This window comes from Flexithrix dorotheae DSM 6795 (assembly GCF_000379765.1).
Lineage (GTDB): Bacteria > Bacteroidota > Bacteroidia > Cytophagales > Flammeovirgaceae > Flexithrix > Flexithrix dorotheae.
Genome location: NZ_KB903445.1, coordinates 24,861 through 48,960, shown reverse-complemented (window position 1 = coordinate 48,960; position 24,100 = coordinate 24,861). Strand labels below are relative to the sequence as shown.

General features: G+C 34.8%; 12 protein-coding genes and 2 pseudogenes. 9 read left to right on the top strand and 5 right to left on the bottom strand.

Annotated features, from left to right (window positions below; translation table 11 throughout):
- The first annotated feature begins 141 nt into the window (after nt 1-141).
- From A3EM_RS45985 to A3EM_RS0118680, 8 genes and pseudogenes are all read left to right on the top strand, one after another.
- Complete coding sequence (locus tag A3EM_RS45985; protein ID WP_157637965.1) at nt 142-1,575, top strand: hypothetical protein; 1,434 nt, start codon at nt 142-144, stop codon at nt 1,573-1,575.
- Between the two features lie 64 nt (nt 1,576-1,639).
- A complete protein-coding gene (locus A3EM_RS0118715; protein WP_020529775.1) occupies nt 1,640-3,796 on the top strand; it encodes a hypothetical protein in 2,157 nt (718 codons plus the stop codon).
- Between the two features lie 15 nt (nt 3,797-3,811).
- Nucleotides 3,812-6,709: a hypothetical protein gene (locus A3EM_RS0118710; protein WP_020529774.1), complete on the top strand. Its 2,898-nt coding sequence runs from the start codon at nt 3,812-3,814 to the stop codon at nt 6,707-6,709.
- A 33-nt stretch (nt 6,710-6,742) separates the two neighbouring features.
- Nucleotides 6,743-11,059, top strand: coding sequence for a DUF6443 domain-containing protein (locus tag A3EM_RS0118705; RefSeq protein ID WP_020529773.1), 4,317 nt, complete (start codon nt 6,743-6,745; stop codon nt 11,057-11,059).
- Between the two features lie 779 nt (nt 11,060-11,838).
- A complete protein-coding gene (locus tag A3EM_RS0118695; RefSeq protein ID WP_020529770.1) occupies nt 11,839-12,444 on the top strand; it encodes a hypothetical protein in 606 nt (201 codons plus the stop codon).
- A gap of 165 nt (nt 12,445-12,609) precedes the next feature.
- Nucleotides 12,610-13,740 carry a Fic family protein gene (locus A3EM_RS0118690; protein WP_020529769.1) on the top strand — a complete coding sequence of 377 codons (1,131 nt, stop codon included), beginning with the start codon at nt 12,610-12,612 and terminating at the stop codon, nt 13,738-13,740.
- A gap of 345 nt (nt 13,741-14,085) precedes the next feature.
- Nucleotides 14,086-15,003, top strand: a pseudogene (locus tag A3EM_RS48455) (sulfatase-like hydrolase/transferase); the annotation flags it as partial.
- Between the two features lie 200 nt (nt 15,004-15,203).
- Nucleotides 15,204-16,577 (top strand): alpha-L-fucosidase, encoded by a 1,374-nt coding sequence (locus A3EM_RS0118680; RefSeq protein WP_020529767.1) that lies wholly within the window; start codon nt 15,204-15,206, stop codon nt 16,575-16,577.
- A gap of 328 nt (nt 16,578-16,905) precedes the next feature.
- On the opposite strand, the gene A3EM_RS0118670 is transcribed toward A3EM_RS0118680, so the two are convergent.
- Entirely contained in the window at nt 16,906-21,315 is a 4,410-nt protein-coding gene (locus A3EM_RS0118670; RefSeq protein ID WP_020529765.1) for an MBG domain-containing protein, read from the bottom strand.
- Between the two features lie 264 nt (nt 21,316-21,579).
- Between A3EM_RS0118670 and A3EM_RS48515 the strand changes: the two are divergent.
- Nucleotides 21,580-21,714 (top strand): annotated as a pseudogene (locus tag A3EM_RS48515) (transposase); the annotation flags it as partial.
- Nucleotides 21,715-21,830: 116 nt separating this feature from the next.
- Here the strand turns inward: A3EM_RS48515 and A3EM_RS42885 are convergent.
- The 4 genes from A3EM_RS42885 to A3EM_RS0118650 are packed head-to-tail and all read right to left on the bottom strand — an operon-like array spanning nt 21,831 to nt 23,917.
- Entirely contained in the window at nt 21,831-22,145 is a 315-nt protein-coding gene (locus A3EM_RS42885) for an NADPH-dependent FMN reductase (protein WP_020529764.1), read from the bottom strand.
- Complete coding sequence (locus A3EM_RS0118660) at nt 22,142-22,603, bottom strand: DoxX family protein (protein WP_020529763.1); 462 nt, start codon at nt 22,601-22,603, stop codon at nt 22,142-22,144. The genes A3EM_RS42885 and A3EM_RS0118660 overlap by 4 nt, the downstream gene beginning before the upstream one ends.
- Nucleotides 22,604-22,625: 22 nt before the next feature.
- Entirely contained in the window at nt 22,626-23,276 is a 651-nt protein-coding gene (locus A3EM_RS0118655; protein ID WP_020529762.1) for a hypothetical protein, read from the bottom strand.
- A gap of 53 nt (nt 23,277-23,329) precedes the next feature.
- Nucleotides 23,330-23,917: a Crp/Fnr family transcriptional regulator gene (locus A3EM_RS0118650; RefSeq protein ID WP_211211990.1), complete on the bottom strand. Its 588-nt coding sequence runs from the start codon at nt 23,915-23,917 to the stop codon at nt 23,330-23,332.
- Between the last annotated feature and the right edge of the window lie 183 nt (nt 23,918-24,100).

The window sequence follows — 24,100 nt, the reverse complement described above, 5'->3', positions numbered from 1 at the left end:
AAGTTGTTTTCAATAAAAAAAATGTTGACTATCAATAAGTTACAAATTTTTATTAAAATAGTTATAAAATAACAAAGCGTCTCCACTAAGTATATGATACTATAAAAAATATTTTAATCAGTTAATTACCTTTAAATTGTAATGATGAAACATCTTCTTAAAAAGCATAAAACAATTATATTGTTGGGTTCAATAATACTATTATTTTCACAATTTAGTAATGCCCAATTACTTAGCAATAATCATTTAAGATTATATAGTAGTGATATTAATTCACCTATGGATATAAAAGGTGAAATTAATGTAGGGTCATTGAATCCAGGTATTAGTACTGTTGGTGCTCAGATTACTAATAGGTATAAAGGGCATTTATTATTTGATATTAGAGCGAATGATGCAAGTGATGCATTTGCAATCAGAACTGATTCTGATTTTAATGGGGTTGTTGATAAAATATCATTTTTAGTAAGGCCTTCAGGAAGGATAGGAATTGGTACAATAACCCCTATTTCATTGTTAGAATTAAAGCAGTCTAATGCTGAAGGATTAAGTTTTTCACGTGATTCTCATGATACCTATGAATTATTTGTAGGAGGAACAAAGGGATTGTACATAAGAAACAGAACAGATGGAAATCGGGTTGAGATGATGTTTGATGGAACTGGGAAAGTAGGAATTGGTACTGATAGCCCTAGCGAAAAATTAGAGGTAATATCAAGTGGAAGTGAAGGTTTAGGAATAAGAAATGTAAATGAGCCACAAACAGGATGGGGACTTAAAATACGTCAAAGGGATGATCTTCAAGGTAGAATTGAAATGGCAGGGCAGGATTTACAAATTAATTCTGGCTATGATAAAAAATTAATTCTAGGTCATTCTGAGTATGATAATTCTAATTCCTTAGGTAAAGGAATAGTAGTTATTCCCTGGGGAAAAGTAGGAATTGGTACTGATAGTCCTGGAGAAAAATTAGAGATAATCTCAAATGGATCTGATGGCTTAGGAATAAGAAATGTAAATGAGCCACAAACAGGATGGGGGCTTAAAATAATGCAAAGAGATGATTTACAAGGCAGAATAGAAATGGCAGGGCAGGATTTACAAATTAATTCCGGTTATGATAAAAAATTAATTTTAGGACATCCTATGTATGATGATGCTAGTACAGCAGGAAAAGGAAAAGTAGTTATCCCCTGGGGAAAAGTAGGAATAGGAACTGAAGATACTTCTAATGGCAATTACAAACTCTATGTAAAAGACGGCATCAGAACTGAGAAAGTGAAAGTAGATGTATCAAGTAATTGGGCTGATTTTGTTTTTGAGGAAGATTATAAATTAAGAAGTCTTCAAGAGGTAGAAACTTTTGTAAAAGAAAATAAACACTTACCAGAAATTCCTTCAGCTACTGAAGTGGAAGAGGAGGGTATTGACCTTGGGGCAATGGATGCTAAACTACTTCAAAAAATAGAGGAGCTTACTCTTTATATGATTGAGCAGGATAAAAAGGTAAATACTTTAATCAAAAAAGTAGAGCAACTAGAAAGAGAGAATCAAGAATTGAAATCAAAAAAATAGGCGCTATTAAAGTAAATTGTTGAAAAGGCAAGTCCTCCATAAACGATTTCCAATATTATTATCGATGAGTTTTTTGTTGCTATGCTTATCCCTGGAAACTTATGCCCAAAATCCATTTGAATCTATGAATGGTTTTAAAAAGCAGGCAGCTCAACAAGCTCAAAATGATATTGGAAATCTTGATAAAAAAGGTTTTTCAGGCTTATCTGGACATAAAATGTTTAGCAAAATATATTTTTCCCCTTCATTTAATTACCAACCAGAAAATATCCATTCTCTGGGGTTTAGTCCATTTGTTGGGGTGAATATTAGCAAACATTTATCAGTTGGAGCGGCTCCTGACTTCCAATATAATACTTCTGGAGAGGACTTTTCCATGGGTTTCAGGATGAACGGACAAATTCATCCTAAAACCAAATGGCCATTCTTACAATTGGAATACTCAGGATTGAATGAAAAAGGAGAGGATAATGGTAATGGCCTATGGTCTAATGCAAGTTGGGTGGGGTTAGGATATCAGGTTGGTTTAAAGAAAAATACCAAGATACAATTCGTTGTTTCCAATAGATTAAGCTATGATGGTTTGGAAAATGGAGGAAATTGGATGTTTCGATTAGGACTGGTTTCACCTTTGATAAAAGCAAAAAATAAGCAAAAAAGTTTAGCTCAGGAGGAGAGAGAAAAAGATAAGGAACAAACTTATACTCCAGTTTATGTTTTAAAGAAAAAACCAACTGAGGCTCAATTGGAACAACTAGACTTCCTTGGAAAACTAAACTTCGAAGGAAATATTAGTGGTTCAATAAAAGACCCTAAGCATCTTGATATTTCTCCATTGTTCAATTATGAGCTGGACTCCAATTTTTCAGTGGGTTTTGGTCCCAGTTTTCAATACAAGGAGGATACTTTATTAAACCGCTCCAATTTTAATTACGGTCTTAGGCTATATACCCGGTATCAGATTAATGAAAAATCACCTTATATCCAGCTTGAGTATGAAGGGATTAGTGCTTTGGGAGATAGTGTAAACTGGGCCATAGATGAACGGAAGTTTCAATCGGCCTTAAAACTAGGACTAGGGTATAAATTGAACTTGAAAAAAGTGGGTAATTTTCAAATTACTATCTTACGAGATTTGACTTGGGAAGGAGTTAATCCAGTGAATAATTCTCCATGGGATTTTAGGTTTGGGTATTCCACAAAACTATTTAGTGCAAAACCAGGTCAGGCACTTCCTTCATGGTCAGATTTGAATAATGTAGTGAAGGATTGGATGAGGAAATTGAATATTGAAGGGGAGATGAGTATATCCCCTGGAAATCCCAGAAAGGTGGATTTATCCCCAGTATTTAAAATTCCTTTAGATTCCACTTTGAGTGTGGGTGTTGGTTTTATATACAGGTTTGAACAAGATAGCCTTGACCTGGATCATAGAAATAATGAACAATATGGAGGGAAATTATTTGTACGATATAACCCTAAAAAAAAGCTGCCTTATTTACAATTGGAGTACCAGGGGATCAATGCCAAATTGGATAGTTTTAGCACTGATGCCTTAATAAATAGTAAGTGGGAACATGCTTTATTACTGGGAGCTGGATATACGCTCAAGCTTAATGAACATTTGTCTTTCGGAGCTACTGTGCTTAGGAATATGACTTATAAAGGTATTACTCCGGTATTTAACAATCCCTGGGTTATTCGAACAAGTTTTTCAACACCACTGGGAAAGGGAGAACCAACGGGAATACCTAAAGAACCTCCTGTACCTAAACAGAAAGAATTTTCTCTAAATGACCATATCAAAACAGAAGGGAATGTGGGGTTTTCTTTAGGAGAACAAAGCTATTTGGATTTTTCGCCATTGTTTGGATATGAATTTAAAGAAATCTGGACTGCTGGTTTGGGGCCTACTTTAAAGTATGAAAAAAATACGAAAACAAAGGAATCGTCCACTATTTATGGCGGTCGATTTTATGCCAGAGCAAAACCTAAAACGGGGCTTCCATTCGCTCAAATAGAATACGAATATTTAAGGGGACAAACAAACCCTTCAAAGCCAAGAGATTGGCATGCAGCTTTGTTGATTGGAGGAGGTTTAAACTTCCCCATTGGAAATAATGCTTCCTTTCTGGTCTCAGCACTAAGAGATGTGACCTGGAAAAGTGGAGAATCTTTAAGAAACGAACCCTGGGTCATTAGAGTTGGGCTGGGGATATAAATAAAACATATTACCATGAATTTAAAGTATCTATTAACCATTCTTTTTTCATTAGGAATTTTTATTCAAATTTTTGGACAAAATTATGATCCCCTTACCTATGCTCCTTCCCCCAGTGCAGCCCAACTGGGTAGTTATGGCCATACTCCAGTTGGCTTATTTACGGGGACTTTACAGGTAAATGTTCCTCTTTATGAACTAAAAACTAAAAATCTCAGCCTACCCATTTCTTTAAGCTATAAATCTAATGGGCTAACTGTTAATAAAGTTTCCTCAAATGTGGGTTTTGATTGGTCTTTATTGGCTGGAGGTGTGATTACGAGAATAACTCGTGGACATCCTGATGATAAAGGAAGTGTAAATGTAAGAAATGGGAATGAATATCCAGTAGATCCTGATAAACCTTTAAGCCAATTGACAGTAGAGGAACGTGATGATTTACAAAATTATTTATATAACTGGTATTATCAAGATGATACCCAACCGGATTTATATGCCTTTAATTTTGCAGGCTATAGTGGTCAGTTTTATGTAAATGATAACCATCAGGTAATTACAGTTCCATATCAAAAAATGGATATCGAACTTCCTTCAGCTCAGGGTTTTGGAATTACTACTGCAGATGGAGTGCGATATGAATTTATAGCTAGTGAAAATACAAGGATAGCAGGAGCTTCAGGTTGGGAAGGATCCTCTTCTAATTCAGCATTTAACCTTAGTAAAATAATTCATCCCTCAGGAGATGAAATTAATTTTAATTATAAGGCAAGTGGATCATATACCTATAAAACAAGTATTTCTGATAATAGATCGGTGGTAGTGCCACATCAAAATAATGATTGTAGTTATGACCTTGGGGTAAGTAATATCGCTATTGCCAATAAATCTACAGTTTTAGCAACCATTTTGGACTATATAGAAGCTCCGGGATATGGTAAAATAGTATTTGAAACGGAAGATAATCGACTTGATATAGCTGAATTGAGGATAAAAGGATTAAGTGTATATGATAATAGTGGTAATAAAATTAAATCTATTGAATTAAAACACCAATTTCCTCATACTACTAAATTTTCTAATAGTGTTGCCACAGCTACCACAAATAACCCTTACGAAATGGGAGATAATGTACATTATAGAATGTTTTTAGATGCTGTAATTTTTAAAGATAATCAAGATCAAGAAGTTAATCGTTATTCTTTTACTTATTACGATCTAAATGGTTTACCGATACGACTCTCATATGCACAGGATCATTGGGGTTTTTTCAATGGAGCATCAAATTCCAGCCTGCTTCCTGACCAAATTCCAGATTATGTAAATGGTATATCTAAATCCAATACTTCTGCTGATAGAGAACCTAATGCTACCTATGCTCAAAAAGGTATGTTGAAAAGTGTAACATATCCTACTGGAGGATATACGGAATTTGAATATGAAGGACACAAAAATGCACATAACAAAAATTATGGAGGGGTAAGATTATTAAAACAAAGTAGCTATGCAGCTGTAGGTTCCACACCATCCATCAGAAAGTACGATTATTCATTAGGTTATTCTGTTGTAAATCCGGACCTTGTTTCATACTTCGTTAGTTATGCCTTAACTTCTCATTGTGAGAAAACTACAGAACTAGGAGGTTTACATTACCTTCAAGAAAATATGTATTCGATTTACTGGCTTAAATCATCACCTATATTTTCTCCAGAACAAATGCAAAACTTTGGATATAGGAAAGTAGCAGTTTTATATGATGAAAATAATCAGTACGGAAGAGAAGAACACGAATTTGAAATCTACTTTGGAGGTTATGATCCTGTTCAGCTTTATGGTGAATTTCCTATTTATCCGACCCTTTACACAAATTATGAATGGAATAATGGTTTTGAGAAAAGTGTGAAATATTTTAATCATAATTCACAATTAGTTAAATCAATAGAAAATAATCCCAAAGAGGATACAAGAAATGGTGTCTATGATTCATATGTAGCTATTCAACGAAACTCTGCTCTTGAACCTTTGACTAATGATTTTGATATAAAAGATTTTTTCAACATAGAAAGATATAATATCATTTCGAAATGGCAATATATAGAATCCAGAACCATAAAAGAATACGATTTAAATGGAGAAAATCCTATTACCACAGTCGAGAGATTTTATTATGATAATCCTGAACATGCCCAGTTAAGTAAAATCGTTTCAACTGATAGTCAAGGAAAAGAAATAACAACGCTTAATGAATATGCTAAGGATTTTACTGATACTCCCAAATTTGGCAGTGATATATTAAATGAAAAATTTATGCATAATCAGGTTTTGCGCAAAACTATTAAAGTGGGCGACATTGACCTTTCGAAAACGGAAACAACTTATTCAGCACCATTTGACCTTGGAAGTACTACAGATGAAATAGAAGGACCAATTGTACCTACAGAGGTTTCTTCCTTTCCCAATCTGAATGTCAGTCCACCATCCCAAATAGAGAATATTCAAGTGGAATATACCTATGATGAAAATGCAAATATAATAGAAATGAAAAGAGATTTCGGTAATCCTGTTGCTTTTTTATGGGGATATAATAATACTTTACCTGTTTTTAAAATTGAAAATGCTACAAGTTCTGCCGTGTTAAGTAAGCTTACCACCCAAGATATTTCGATTTTGGAAGCTTCTCCGACATTACTTCAAATCAAAGCCATCCATGATAAACTAATAACCATACCGAATACTATGGTTACAGGATATGCCTTTAAACCCTTGTATGGAATGTTAGCAAGTTTTGATCCTAATGGATTAAAAACTGAGTATGAATATGATGATTTCGGAAGACTAAAATACATCAAAGACTATGAAGGGAATATCATCCAGGCTTATGAGTATAATTATAAATCAACACAACCCCAACCATAATATTTTTTAATCACCGACTGAAATTCAAATAAAATGGACAATAAAAATATAAAGAACTGGATAGGGTTGATGTTTATAGTTTTACTACCTATCCTGGGAAAAGCACAATCTAATCAGAACTATGTAAGGACACATAGTTTTAATAAAAAGGTGAGTTCTGTTCCCTCGAATGTGATGACTGATATAAATAAAGACCATGTAGAAACCACCACTCAGATTGTGGATGGACTTGGGAGACCAATTCAAACCATAATTAGAAGGGGTTCAGCTGGGGGGAATGATATTATCCAGCATATGGAATATGACCAATACGGCCATCAGCCTTTACAATTTCTACCATATGTTCAAAATGGAGCAACAAATGGGACCTATAGATCAAGTCCTGTTTCAGAGTTATCCACATTCTACAATAGTTCTAATGATAACATTGCAAATACTAATTATTACTATAGCCATCAAGAATTAGAAAAATCTCCTTTGAATAGGGTACTTTTTACAGCTGCACCAGGTGATGCCTGGGTAGGAGCAGATAAAAAAGTAATATATGATTATTCCACAAATGTGGTGGTCAATGATATTTCAACTATTAATCTTCCTGCAGATGCCGATTCTGAGAAGAATAATGTTTATACTGCAACAGGATCAATTGAGTTACAAAATGAATTTGAGTTTACAGCTACCAGTGGAAATTCTTTTGAGGCTTATATTTCTAGTTATAAAGCAGATGAAATATTTGAGTGGGATATTGTGAATGATAATCCAGTAAGTGGAGATCTTTATAAACCAGGAGAATTATTTGTAAGCAAAGTCACAGATGAAAATGGGAATGCTACACTGGAATTTAAAGATAAAAGAGGCAATGTAGTTTTAAAGAAAGTAGCAATAGAAGGAACGGGGAACAATGCATACTTGTGGACTTATTACATTTATGACGATTTCAATAACCTTAGGTTTGTAATTCCTCCTGAAGGAGTGAAAACACTTTTTTCAAATGGATGGATTGTAAATACGGCTGTGTTGAAATATATGTTCCGTTATAAATATGATGCACGGCAGCGTTTGGTAGAAAAAATAGTGCCTGGGTCGGGAACCATATTTATGGTTTATGATCAATTGGATAGACTGGTGATGACACAAGATGCTAACCAGAGGAAAAACCCTGATGGTTCTGCCAAAAGTGTTTATGAATGGAGTTTTACAAAGTATGATCAATTTAACCGGGCAGTTATCACCGGGACTCATAAAGATGCTAGTAAAAAAAGCAGAGCAACAATGCAGAGTAATATGGATGCTCATAGTACTTCCAATTATTTTGTAGTAAAAAGTACTGCAAATTGTACAACTAGTAGTGCTCCCAATGGTATTTGTGGGTATACGGATAGTACTTTTCCTGTATTAGGAGGAAGTGATGAGGTACTGACTTTAACTTATTATGATGATTATTCCTTTACCAATAGAGCTTTTACACAAGGATCAGGAAATGCTTATACTTCCGCTTTAGCAGATGCAAACACCCACCTGCCTGCTGGTTCAAGAAATGGTTCTGATTTAATACCTGTAGTAGTAGAAAATAAAGTAAAAGGAATGATGACAGGTTCAAGAGTACGGGTTATAGGAACTAATGATTGGATCAATACAGTAACCTTTTATGATAAAAGAGGGAGAGTAATCCAAACGCAATCAGATAATTTGTTAGGTGGAGAAGAAATATTGACTACCCAATATGATTTTGCTGGAAGAGCAAGAGCTACTTATTTACACCATACCAATACAGGGACAAATTATACTGATTTAAAAATCCTGAAAACCTTTGTTTTTGATCATGCAGGAAGAATAAAAGAAATCCATCAAAAAATAAATAATGAGGCTTGGGAAGTGATTGCTAAAAATAATTTTAATGAATTGGATGAGTTGAAAGAAAAAATATTAGGACTATCCAATACATTAGGTTCCAGGGCAACCCAAACCATTAATTATACTTATAATATTAGAGGTTGGCTTACCAAGATTAATGATGCAGCATTAGCAGGGACTACAAATGATGATTTGTTTGGGATGGAATTGTTTTATGAAAGTGGATTTGGAGCACCACAATATAATGGTGATATAGCTGGAATAAAATGGAAAACAGGATCAAGTGATGCCCAAAGAGCTTATGCTTATACTTATGATAAAGCGAGTAGGCTAAAATCAGCGACATATAGTGATGATATCACCAATTCAATTGAAAACTACACTGTTAATAATATAACCTATGATGGAAATGGTAACATATTAAGTCTTGATAGAAAAGGGCTCACAGAGTATGATGGAGACAACAGTATTTCAAGAGTTTTTGGAGATATTGACAAATTGTCTTATACCTATGATGGAAATCAATTGAAAACTGTTTCAGATAATGCTACAAATAATGAGCATCCTGCAGGAGATTTTATTGATGGCAATACCTCAGGTGATGATTATACTTATGATCCTAATGGAAATATGTTTGTAGATAAGAATAAGGGGATAACTAATATTGAATATAATCATTTAAACTTGCCTTCAAAAGTAAGTTTTGGGGTTAATAAATACATTGAATATCTTTATGATGCAGCAGGCATAAAATTAAGAAAAACTGTAAATGATGAAGGAACTTTGAAGGTAACTGATTACATAGGAGGGTTTGTATTTGAAGATAACCAACTTCAATTCATGCATATGGATGAAGGTAGAGTATTGCCTAAGGAAGCACTACCACAGGAAAATGCCACTGGCTTTGTTTATGAATATCACTATAAGGATCATTTGGGTAACTTAAGGGTATCCTTTAGAGAGGGCGCATTACAGTATAAGGCTACAATGGAAACCGGAGAGGAGGAAGAGAATATATTTTTAAATATTACGGAAACCAGAAATAATGAGCAAAAATATGAAGGGACTTATGCTGCGAAACTAAATGCACTAACTAATCCCATTGGACCTTATAAAGAATTGAAGATAAGTAAAGGAGATAAAATTAGTTTAAAGGTACTTGCAAAGTATTTAACAGATGCAAGTAGCAGCTCAAGTAGTGCATGGACATCCTTTTTTAATGCTAATTTTGGCTCAACTGGATCGGAAACGGGCAGCCAATATGGTAACCTGGGAGCTGGTATAAATGCTTATAAACCTACACAAAGTCAATCTACTATACCTAATGCTTATTTGCAGATCATTTTCTATAATGAAAATAATCAACCAGTTCAACAAGGGCATGTTCAAATCACTACAAATTCCAAAAACAACTGGCAGGAGTATAATGTAACCGGATTATTGGCCGGTCACAGTGGTTACGCAAAGGTTTTTGTGGCTAATGAAAGTGAAACTGATGTTTGGTTTGATAATATTGAAGTTACTCATGAAACTGTAATTGTTCAGGAGAATCATTACTATCCTTTCGGCTTGAACATGGCTGGCATAGAGAAAAAAGGTAACCCTGATCATTTGTTTCAGTACAACGGAAAAGAAAAACAGGAAGAGTTTGGGTTGAATTGGTCCGACTATGGATTTAGAATGTACGACCAAGCAATCGCTCGATTTACAACACTTGACCCATTGGCAGAAGATTATTCTTTTCAATCACCTTTTGTATATGCTGCTAATAACCCTATTAGGTATACAGATTTTATGGGGATGGGGCCAGATGATAAAGTATACGAAAATGAGACGATATCTACCTATTCAGTTGGAGAAAACTCTGTGACAATAACAACTACAAGCACAACAACAGTTAGCAATATTGTTAAAGATGGAGCCATTACGAAGTATATTACAGAGACTTTTGTGACAACCAATTCAGTTACTATTACTCCTGGAATTGATAAAAATGGTAAACTTGATCCTCAAGTTACAACATCAACTGAATCAATAGAGACTTCAAGAGAAACTACGACAATGGTTAATACATCAGAAGGTGAAGTTCAAATAGGGGAGACACAGACTGAATCTAACTTATACGGTAATGATGGCACAAAAAATATTAGTCTTGCAAATCAAGAAAGGACAGTTAGTAGTTATGGACAAGCATTAATATCAGAAATGAACCTTAGCATTAATGAACGAGGAGTTGGACATGCTGTATCAAATGAGGGGGCTAATAGACTTGCTGCTGTTGGTGTGGTAGTTGGAATTAAGGCGCCTTGGCAGGTGTCAGCTGGAATTGGAACAGGTTTTGTTATAGGGACAGGGATCCGTAATCACCATGACAGAACCAATTTTGCAGGAACATCTTTTAAATTAAATCATCAATACCAAAAATTTTCACGTAATTCAAGTGGTCAGAAAACAGTTATAGCAACACTTAGGGATAGATTAGGGGGTCATGAATAAAACGATATCTATTTTAATTATATCATTGCTTTTATTTGCTGGGATTTTAGTTTCAGAAATCCGCATTTGGTTTAGTTTATGTTTTATTATACTGAGTGTAGTATTTATTGCTAAACCAGTTCAATTTCATGTTACAGCAATAAGAAACTTAGAAGTATTAAATCTTGGGGCAATTATTTCAGGGAGTATGTTTTTTTATGTTTTTCTTTCTATAAATGGATATGCTTTAAATAATATATTATTTACTAGTTCTGTTTTTTTATGTTGTTTTTCCCTTTTTAGGATAAAAAAAAACACTTCTAGTTAATACTACTGAAGGTATAATTACCCCCATTGGAGGTGGTTCATATTCAATTTTGGTGGATTAGAACCTTTGTCTTTTGTTACTTGATAGTTGACATTACAACCATAAACAAAAGTGATTAACATGAAATAGGAAAGGTATTGTTTAAGCATTTGGAATAATTTGAAGGTTCTCAATTTTTAGTTTTGGATTTTTGAAAGATGCTGACCAAATGTCATATGATGTCGAAAATTCTGCTTTCAAAAAACTGTTATTCTTAGTAGGAATGTTAAAAACATGTAATTCTTCGTGAAAATTTAGACTATTTGACTTTTTGTAAAGTGGTTTTTTTCCACTATTATGAAAAGCAATAAAATAAAACCAAGTTGTCCTTAATTTTAAATTATGTTTTTCTTGGAAAGCCTTAATCTCGATTTCGATCCTTTTTTGCCCAATATTCTGCTGAGAAATTATAATTTTGAGAGGTTTCAGGTTAGTGAAATATGAAATCAAATTAAACCTGGGCACAAGTACCAGAACAACCCACTATAAATACAACCAATCTGGAAAATTAATTTCCATGGCAGATACCACTAAAAATTCAAAACCTAATAAAGAGGAGATTGCAAGGCTAAAAAATATGGGTATTGATCCCAAACAATTAATGCCTAAAGGAAACCAACCAAAGTTGGAGGTTTCTAAATATGACTTAAAATATGATGGAGAGGAATTAATTAAGCTTACAAAATACAATGCTGATGGAACCCTAGATTTTGTAGATACTTTTGAAAATAAAGGCAAGAAACAAATTAGGGATTGGTACATCAATAACAAACTTTACCGCCAAAGCACTACAGAATTTATCACCAAATTTCATAAAGAAAAATACTACGGCTGGGAGGTAAAAAAGGACGGAAAAAAAAGCAAATGGAATTACAGATTTGAGTATGAGTTTGATGAACAAAAAAATGTAATTTCCTACACCCGCTATGACAATGAAGAACAAAAAGAAACGGTTAAATACGTCTATAATGAAAATGGCCTGCTAACGGATACAGAAGGATATCTTATACCAGACCATTTTGAGTATGAGTATTATTAATAGCTGATATGTTTGGCAGGATTGGTATAATAAAGTTTATCAGGAATCAATAATTTTCAAATGAATCCACAAACATTAAAAATACTGAATTTTAATGTTTAGTTGTTTGGAATACATTAATTTTGAGGATAGTATTTGAGTAAACATTAAAAAGAAAGATAATTAATGCCTAATATACTTTACCCAATTAATCCTGACCGAAATATTCCATGGAATAATCTACCTTTATTACCCATTAATGAAAAACTCTATAAAACTATAGAGGTTCTTGAGAATTTGGGAAATGCGAAAGCAGCTTTAGCCAGGCTTCATGGTAGGAGCACCGTTATTCCCAATCAAGGATTATTGATCAATACTATTACTTTACAAGAAGCAAAAATTTCCAGTGAAATTGAGAATATTTTTACTACTGACGATGAGTTATACAAAGCCTATAGTGATCATCAAACAGGAAGTAGTGGACCTTCTAAAGAGGTCTTAAGATACAGAGAGGCACTTTGGTTCGGCTATAAATATTTAAAAGAAAACAGACAGTTTTCACAAGATTACTTTATTAAAGTTTTTCAGGAAATCAAACAAACAAGTGTAGGAATTAGGCCTGAATTTTCAAATACTACTATCCTGCAAGGGGGTTCAGGAGCAAATGCCGGGAATGTGATTTATACTCCTCCCAGGAGAAAATCCATACTTGAGCATAAACTTCAAAACCTTGTGGATTTCCTAAATGATGATGAGCAATATAAAATTGATCATTTGATAAAGATGGCTATTGCCCATTTTCAATTTGAAGCCATACATCCTTTTTCAGATGGCAATGGCAGAACCGGGCGTGTCTTTAATATCCATTATTTGACCAATAAAGGATTGCTAGATGTTCCAATATTATTTTTAAGTAAATATATTTTAGATCATAAAAATGGTTATTACTCGGGATTGATGGGTATTTCTCAAAGAGGTGATTGGAGAAGTTGGTTTCTATTCATGTTAAAGGCTATAGAGGTGACATCCAATATTACCTTTAATAAAATTAATGATATCGTATCCACTAAAGATGCTATCCTCGACTATGTGAAAAAAAGTGAGTTAAAATTTAGGGATGTAGAACGCTTAATTGAATTCTTGTTTACCCAACCCTTTATTAAGGTAAAACATTTAGTAGATCAAAGTATTTATTCAGAAAATACAGCAAGAGATTACTTAAATAGACTATGTGAGATAAAAGTGCTTGAAAAAAAAGAAATTCAAGGCCATCATTATTATTTAAACCTGGAATTGTATCGCATACTTTCTGAATAAAAATTGATATTTGTGACACAAAAGTCCTTCTTGCTTCTCCTCCCCACTTTCCAATAAACCATTACGAAATTCACAATTTTTCGCCACCCAAACAATCAACTAAAAACCTAGTTCAACTTTTATAAAATTTGGTAAAAATCTTAACTTTAATAAAATAAGCCAAAAGGGAGAAAGAAAAGAATAATCTACGGCAATAATTGATCAATTATAAGTACTGGAATTTTGAAAAATATGTCTTTGTTTTAAGAAAAAGGAAGCGATCTGGGAGTATTCCCGAAGAAGCTAAAACTGTAAGGCTATTTTGGCACTAGTCATTCTGGGAAATATTCCAATGAGAAAGTTTTCCATGAAAAAAAGCATTCTACAGAAATCTATGCAGATGCAGCCATCAATTTTTTGGAAAATTATCACTCCGAAGATCCTTTTTTCATGTATGTAGCTTTTCAGGCTCCTCACGACCCTAAACAGGTACCTGAAAAATATATTAAAATGTATGATCCTGCACAGGTTGGTAAAATGCCTAACTTTTTGCCGGAACACCCATTCGATAATGGAGAGTTGAATATTTGGGATGAATGGTTAACAGAAATCCCCAGGGAAAAGGAGGAAATTAATATGCACCTGGCAGCATATTATGCCATGGTGACGCATCTGGATCATGAAGTGGGAAGAATTTTAGCAGCCTTGGAAAAATCGGGTAAAGCGGAAAACACTTACATCATTTTTTCGGCTGATAATGGCATTGCTATGGGCCAACACGGACTGATGGGTAAACAAAATTTGTATGAACACTCTATTAGAGTACCACTTATTATGGCGGGTCCTTCCATTCCAAAAAACAAGAAGACGAATGCCTTTACCTACCTGATTGACATTTTTCCTACATTAAGTGAAATGGCTGGTTTGGAAATTCCGAATACGGTGGATGGTCAAAGTCTTTTCCCAATAATAAAGGGAGAAGATAAAACGGGTAGGGAACAAGCTGTGTGTGCTTACAAAAGTCAGCAAAGGGCTATAAAAAAGGATGAATATAAACTATTGACTTATCAGGTGGATGGGCGGCAACCGGTTCAATTATTCAATATGGAAGAAGATCCTTGGGAAATGAATAACCTGGCTAATAATCAAGAGTTTCAAAGCCTGCTAAAAGAGCTAAAATCTGATCTGATGCAGGGTTTAGCCGAAATAGGAGATTCTGCAAAAATATCCGAATCGGATTGGGATATTGCTCCAATTTTACCCTGGGTGGAAAAGCTAAATTAAACCAATCCTGAAGTACTCCAGAAATTAAAACAGATGGCCGAAGAGGAAAATGAAATGGTGAAAGGATATTTTAAATAACTAATCAAAAAAACATAGTTTTTGGCTGTTCTGCAATAATTTTCTTTCCTTATTTATTTCTAAATTTAAAGAAAATCGACACCTTTTTACAGAAAAATTAATTTTGCTTTATCTTTTATATTATGAAAAATAACTTACTGCATATTTTATTAGGAACATTACTCTTGAACGTGTTGGGTTGTGCCTCCTCTGAGCAAAAAAAGGATGAAAAACCTGCTGAAGAAACTACTGATGTGATGGATAAAATGGAATGGTGGCGTGATGCCCGATTTGGCATGTTTGTGCATTGGGGACCTTATGCCATTCCTGCTGGTGAACATAAAGGTGTAAAAACTGATCATATTGGCGAATGGATCATGAATGATTTGCATATTCCCATTAAAGAATATGAAGAATATTCCAAGCAATTCAACCCAGTAGATTTTAATGCAGAGGAATGGGCTGCTCTGATGAAAGAAGCCGGAATGAAATATATTGTGATCACTACCAAGCACCATGATGGGTTTTGTTTATGGGATTCGAAAATAACGGATTATGATATTATGGATTTTTCTCCCTATAAACGGGATATTTTGGAAGAACTGGCTAAAGCCTGTAAAAAACAGGGGATTGCATTGGGTTTTTACCATTCCATTATGGACTGGCATCATCCTCAGGCACAGGCAATTTGGGAACCCAATTACAATAAATCCAGGAAAGATACGCTGGAAAATCCTGAATTTTCCCAGTACTATAAAAACTACTTGAAACCACAGGTTAAAGAACTATTGACCAAATATGATGGCGTGAAAATTATCTGGTTTGATGGGGAATGGATTCCCGCTTACAAAACAGAAATGGGTAAGGAGATGTATCAATTCATTTCGGAAATCAATCCTGAAGTAATTGTTAACAATAGGGTAGATAAAGGTAGACAGGGGATGAGTGGTTTTAATGCAGAAGGGGTATTTGCCGGAGACTTTGGCACTCCTGAGCAGGAAATTCCAGACACCGGAATGCCTGGTACAGATTGGGAATCATGCATGACCATGAATGACACCTGGGGATATAAATCTTTCGACCACAATTGGAAATCAGATACCGTACTTATTCAAAATTTAATCGATATTGTATCTAAAGGAGGCAATTTTTTGCTCAATGTAGGTCCAACTGCTGAAGGAAAAATTCCGGCTCCGAGTGTAGAAAGATTGAAAGCCATGGGAAAATGGATGGCCAAAAACAGTGAGTCCATTTACGGTTCCAGTGCCAGCCCGTTAGCAAAACCCAAATGGGGAAGATTTACCCAAAAAGGCGATAAGATATATGCTCATGTATTCAATTGGCCGGAAAACGGCAATCTTCAGATCGATAAGGCAATTGGAGACATCTCCAAAGCGTATTTATTGGCTGACAAAAGTTCTTTGGAATTGAATACAGATGCTTCCTTTTTGAATGTGAGCCTGCCCGAAACTGCCCCGGATGGCATAGCTACAGTAGTAGTTTTGGAGAAAAAATAATTGAAAAAGTTTGAGAATTTTAACTATGAGCCATGTGGCTCATAGTTAAAATTGGTGAATGTCCTTACATAGAAATTTGACCTGCACCCTATGAAAGAGCCGTTTCTAGTGTCAGACAGTCAATTGAAGCCTTTTTTAATTGGATTAACGAAAAAGTTAATATTCAAAATGCTTCAAAAGTTTGTTCTCAAAGGGACTCAAGATACATGTCTTTGATAAAGCTACTGCTGCTATTTTGATTTTACTTGGTTTTTAACTGTTGATTCGCATATTTCATAAATTATGTTGGAAAAATAGGGGAGAACAAGTCTCCCCCTTAAAGAATTGACTATTGCTTAACAAGTTTTTGGTGAGTTGTCTGAGTATTTGTTTTAATGTAAACAACATAAATACCAGATTTCAGATCTCCAATTTGTACCGGCTCCTCGCTATTGTACTCTAACAATTCAACAATCTTATTGCCTTTCAAATCATAGATACTAACAGAGGCAACAGGCTCATTTGTTATTATTCTAATAACCTCTGCCGCAGGGTTAGGAAAAATATTTAACGCAGTCTGCAAGTCATTAACCAAGCCAGTTACTGTTTCTGTTTCAATTATAAATTTTTCTGTGGCACTACCACTATAGTTAGTGTCATCTATTGTGGCAACAACTGTATAAGTGCCAGTGCTGCTAGGTACAGTGGCATTGTCATCAAATTTTAAGTTGACAGATAGGCCAGCAGGGTTAGTAGTCACAGTTGGTGATTTAGCAGTTCCGTCAAATACCTGTACTAAGTCAGTCAATGTTACGGTGGCCTCTGCCTGATTAACAACTAAATCCTGATCAATACTAAATGCTACATTATATGTGTCATCACCTTCTTGTAAAGCTGTAATTGTTGTAGTTCCTGCGCCTACAATTGTTACGGTTGCCCCTGAAATAGTGGCAACGTTAATATCAGAGCTGATGAAGGTAACATCAAGACCGGACGAAGCTGTTGCCGTAAGATCAAACGCAGTATCTCCGAAAGTAACTTCCCCCAAAGCTTCAAAATTTATGGTCTGGCTTAACTTACTTACTGTAACTACAAAGGCAGTATTAATGGCCGGTGCAATTCCATCACTAGCTGTAAGTAATACAGTAGTTTCACCAAGACCCACTTCAGTGATTGTAAGGATTCCACTAGATTCAGAAACTTCTATAACACCCGTGCTGGTTGTCGTTGCTGAGTAAGTCAATACATCAGAAACATCCACATCACTAAATACAGTTGATAAATCAAATTCTACAGAACCAAAACCTAAATCATAATTTTGATTCAAAATAGCATTAGACACTATTGGTGTATCATTAACGGAATTTACAGTTACCTCAAAACTTCTGTCAAATGTATTTCCATTTGATCCAGTTACAGTTAGGGTAACATCAAACACACCATGTATATTAAGTGCAGGAATAATCTCTAAATTGGCTGTTCCGTCATTATTATTCGTCAAATTAAAGCTAAGCTCGGATGGTTCATCGGCCAAAGCGTTAAGTGTAAGATTGTTTGTATTACCATTTCCATCTGAAACTCCTGTAAGTGGTACAACAATAGTATTATCTTCATCTAAAGCTATATCACTAATGAAATCCACATTAGGCAAAAATCCGAAACTTACAATACCATCTAAAACTCCTATTCCATTAGTAAATGATCCAGGATCACCACTATCATTTGTTGTCACCAGAATATATTGCTTATCCTTTGACAGTTCAGCAATCAATTCGAAGCCGCTTCCAAGTCTATTCACTGTTGGGTTTGTTGGGTCAAACGAGTCGATGTATAAATCAAAGTACGCATCAATATCGCCACTTAAATTATTGATATATACTAATCCTGCCTGGCTCAATGTAAATGCCTGAATATGATTCTCAAAAGCATCTGTAGATAACGTGCCAGAATATATGGCAGGTTCTGTTACAACGGCCGTGATAGTGGAGACACGTGTGTCAATTCCATTGTTTGCAGTACCACCATCGTCCATAATAGAGATTTCAAAATTAACTGTTCCAGTTTGACCTGAAATTGGGTTAAATATCATGCCACCAATAAAACTACCTGGCATATAGCTAATAGAAAGAATATCCTCTAATGCTGGATTATCTCCACTGGCTGTTACACTTACGATATTATCATCATCATCATCCACCGCAAAAAGTTTGGCTTGCTCACCTTGACCATTATGGAGATAGTAAATTTGTCCATCTAAGTCATCACTTGTATCCCAGTCTTGAAAATATGGAGGGGTATTTTCTCCGAGGTGAATATTGAAAGTACGAACGAAAATATCTACACCACCATTATTGGTGCCGCCATCATCCATTACTGTAACTGTAATCACCGCATCACCAAAGCCAGTTGGTTCAAAATCTAATGATCCAGTTGCATCTCCGTTTGTATAATTCACAGTAGGGTTTGGAATTATTGAAGGGTTGTCAGAAGTTGCTGTAACCGTTATGTTTTGAGAAAAACCAGTGCCATCCGATATCCCTGAAAGATCAATTGAAAAGTTGGAAAATGATCTCTGGGAATGATCTACTATAGCATCGAGTGTCGGTGGTTGGTTACCCGTTACTGAAATATCAAAAGTTTTTGAAATGCTATTTTGACCACCGCCAAGCGTTCCTCCATCATCTGTAACTGTAACGGTGATAGTAGCAATTCCAGTTGCATCTGTAACAGGAGTAAATGTTATTGTCCCTGTATTGTTGGGGCTTGAGTATGTTACAGAGGGTGTTGGAATAAGTGCTGTATTATTTGAGCTAACCTCTACATTTAATGATTGATAGTCTGAAGTTTCTCCAGAGGAAATGCCAGACAAATTTATAATCTGTTCCGAAGCATTAACGTCAAGTCCGATATCAGGGAGTTCGTTTAGCTCAGGGGTTCTGTTGGCTACAACTCTTACAATGAATGTTTCATCAATTTTATCTTTACCACCATTAGCTGTACCCCCATCATCTGACACACTTACTGTAATAGTAGATTCACCAATCGCGTCCGTGACTGGAGATATAGTCACAGTTCCCGTAGAGTTTGGATCTGTGTAATCAACGTTAACACCAGACATATTAACCACAGAGGAATTGTTTGTAGCGGCTGATACAGTTATTGTTTCAGCATTTGACAAAACGCCTGCACTAATTCCAGATAAATTGACTGTTCGAATTGGTTCGTTAATACCCATAACTATATTTCCAAGCGCATCTATTTTAGGTTGGAAATTACCTGATACATTAACATCAAACACTCTAATAGTTTCATTAGATCCTCCATTACTTGATCCTGCATTATCTGTTAAGGTGACAGTGATAGTAGCCTTACCAAATTGGTCAGCCAATGGTGTGAAAGATAAAGTTCCAGTCTCATTTGGAGAAGTATAGCTTACCACTGGGTCAGGAATTAGAGCAGTATTGTCTGAGGTTGCTGATATAATAAGGGATTGACTTACTGAGGGGTCACCGTCAGCAATACCACTTAAGTCAATTATTTGGTTAGAAGCGTTAATGAATAGATCTAAATTATTTATTGAATTTATTATTGGTGCATTATTAGGATTTACCGTCAGAATAAAATCAATTGAAGTTTCGTTTTTTCCGTTATTAGTTGTTCCTCCATCATCAGAAACGGTTACAGTTATTGTGGTTTGACCGGAAGCATTTGCTATTGGCGTTATTTCTAAAGTCCCTCCAGTATTAGGGCTAGTATAAATTAAATTAATATCGCCATCTGCAACCACACTTTGATCGGAAGATGTTGCACTAATACTTATCGTTTGGCTTTCTCCATCTCCAGCAGAAATACCAGATAAACTTAAACTCAAAACTTCATTGATAGCTATGTCAGCATCTGAAAGTTGATCAATAGTTGGTGGAAAATTGCTTGTAATTGAAACTTTAAAAACTATGTCAATATTATCCACACTACCATTTACAGCGCCACCATCATCCTGAATATTTACAGTAATTACTGCATCACCAAAGGCATCTGTCACCGGTGTAAAGGATAATACGCCAGTTGCATCAGGAGAAGTATAAGTAATTGTGGGATTTGGTATCACAGAGGTATTACTTGATGAAGCAGATATTGCAACTGTTTGAGAAGGTTCTAGAATTCCGGCAGTTATACCAGTTAAGTCTAAATCAATTTGGCCTGAATTTACAGGACTAATTATATCTGGAATTGCGTCTAACGTAGGAGGAGTGTTGTCTGAAGTACTAAATCCATCAATTGTAATCCAACCTCTCCCGCAGCAGGCATCAGTAGCATCAACAACAAAAGCAAACTGATCTCCTTTAGAAACTATTACCGATGTTTCACCACTTTGGGTGGTGGAACCTGATGGATCCGACAATTCTATAAATGAACCATTTAGAATGTAACCAGCCCTATCATAGTCAGGGCCATCGTCTGTTTCATAGCTCCATTTAAACTTGAGTGTTCCGTCTTCAGGAATATTAATAGAGTAACGAGAATTTGCCCCTGAAAGATCATCATCATTTCCTGTCAATGTAAAACCTACAGGCATATTAGAAAGGTCAATAGAACCATCGGCCTGCATTCCTGACAAATCCTGAGAGGTAAATACCCAATTACTTGAGGAATAAACCCCTGTAAACTGTGCATGACTGAGTAATGGTAAGATTAAAATTAAAAAAGCAACAAGGTACTTCTTAGGATACTTAAAAAGCCAACTTTTGAGTAGAATCATAAATATATATTGAGTTTAAATATAAAAAAACGCAGTTAAAGTTGTAATATTTTAATAATACTTGAGTCTTCCTGCAAGACTGTCAAATAGAATAGGTTAAACACCTAATAGTGTGAGTTTTATAAAATTGGTTTTAAAGCTTAAAATGTTGATTTCTTACATTTTAATTATGTTTTCATAGGTCGGTCAATCTTGGAAAAATCATATTCCTCATAAAAAATGAGATGTCTCCATTTAAAGACAGAGTACCCTACTAAGGATGAAATCTTTACTAAACTCATTATTACCTTAAAGAGATTGGTCTATAAAAAGGCCTGGAATTTGGATGCCAAAAAGCCATGGGGAAGTTCAATGTCAGCTGTGCAATATTTGGGGAGGTACACCCACAGAGTAGCTATATATGTCGTGGTTAATAGAAAACACAGAAGACTCTAGACTAAAAAATGCTTATTCAGCTCAAGGTGCTTTAGGACAAAATATTACTGTTTATCCAGAAATAGATGTTGTTCTAGCTTTTAAAACAAAAAGTGATTATGGAAGGAGAAATAGCAGTCTATAGTATTTTTGAATACCGCAGCATAAGACCCATTATGTTCTGCGAGTGATACTATAAATCCATCGGCAGTATTAAATAACTCGTCTAGTCTTTTAACCGTAGTTGGAATACCATTTTCAGCTTCAAAATCAGCACCATAAATAGGCAATACATAATCGTTTAAGTCGATTGAAATAATTTCTACATTTTCTAATAAACTATTTGTATAGGTTATTAAACTTTTATTGATAGATTTTTGACTATTGCTCCCGGCTATTGTGATTATTTTTTTCATAATAAATGTTTTTTAGAGATTAAATTATCTATTGACCATTTTCCACTACCAATTACAATTATGGTTAAGGCAAGACCGATCACAAGGAGAGAGTATTCATAACCTTCACCTGCCTGATTACCAAACCAATTCATAAAGAAGCCATGTTCTAACTGTGTAGTAAAAATGATACCCATAAACATTCCTGTAAGTGCCAATGCCCAGAACCTGCTGAAGAGCCCCAGAATTAGTGAAATAGAGCCAAAGAATTCAATCATTATTACTAAAAAGGCTATAATACCTGGCAGACCCATTTGTGTTGTAAATGTTTCCATTGTTGCCGAATAACCATATCCTCCGAATAGTCCTAGTAATTTCTGTGCACCATGAGGAAATATTACCAAACCAAGTGTTAATCGTGCTATGCTAAATCCAATGTTTGGATTTGTCGTTAAAAGTGTTTTTACTAATTTTTTCATAATGATTTAGATTTAAAATTGTTTATAAAGTTTTTCGGTAATACAACCCGAAAGATGATTTTTCTATAGGGTTAGGTCCATACTGGTCAAAGTCTAGACCGATACCAATTTGGTGTCCTTTGAATGATATTCCTGTACGTAATTGCTGAAAACTCCTGGAATGGGTTTTAAACTCATCCCAGACAGTTAAAAACTGCCCATTTAACCAAAGAGATACTTTGTCATTAATTGGTGAGTTGAACTGAAATTGAGCGAACCCTTCGGCATAGCCAGCGTCCGTTTGCTCAGAATGAGCATGGGCAACGGTAGGAATAATTACGAATAAGACTCGTGAATTTTTTAGTGTGAACTTTGCAGACAAACGTTGCGAATACCCTGCAATACTGTTGTAATATAAAGACGGACCAATTGCAATATTCTCATTAATATTCCAGAATAGTGTGGGTTGTACACCTGCTTCATCAAAATTCTCATTCTCTTTATCATTGAATTTTTGAAAGAATGCAAGGGTTGCAATGCTCAGCGTATTTTCCTCATTTATTGGATAGCTTGAATACAGCGTAAAATCCGTTTTATTAAAACCAGAAAACAGTTCTATTTGGGTAAATTGCGCCTGCAAATAGTTTGCAAAACCAATTGTTAAAAATGATGTAATGATTATTATTTTTTTCATGCTTCAAAATTCCGATAGGGACACATGAAAAAAAATGAACTAGTTTAAGACTTTTACATTCTATTGACTTTCGTAATAATCTTACTCATAAACTCTGGCGTAATGCCAATGTAGCCTGCTAAGTCTTTCTGGGTAATTCTATTGACAATTTTTGGATATTTCTTTTTGAATTCGATATATCTTTCTTCTGCCGTTAAGGATATGCTATGATTGGAACGTCTTATGTAACTTATGAGCGATCTTTGATACAGTATTCGATAAAACTTTTCAAATTTGGGTATTTCCTGAAAAAGTAAATCATAATTAACTCTAGAGATTCCTAATAATTCCGAGTCCTCAATAGCTTTAATGAAATAGTGTGATGGCTCTTTAGTAATAAAACTAGCCATGTCTCCAGTCCAATAATCTTCAATGGCAAACATAGATACATGAGGTGCGCCATCTACATCTAAAGTATACACTTTTAAGCAGCCTTTAGTGATAAAATACTCATATTTAGCAGTTTCACCTGCTTGCATTAGGTATGCCTTCTTTTTTACTTTTACTTCTGTAAGTAAAGAAATATATTTCTGTTTTTCAAGCTCGGTTAAATCAATAAACCTACAGACATTATCAATAATTAGCTTATGTGAGTATTCCAATTTCAAAATGATTTTTTACTTTCTTTAAAATTAAGTTATTGCCCCATGTTATTGAAAAACTTTGCTCATTTTATCATTTGCATTAATACATCCAATTATGGTGGATTACGATTAGACCTATAGTGTCAAAGAACCCATAGACGGCAACACGGCAATATTGAACCAACCTAATGAGGGTTAGAT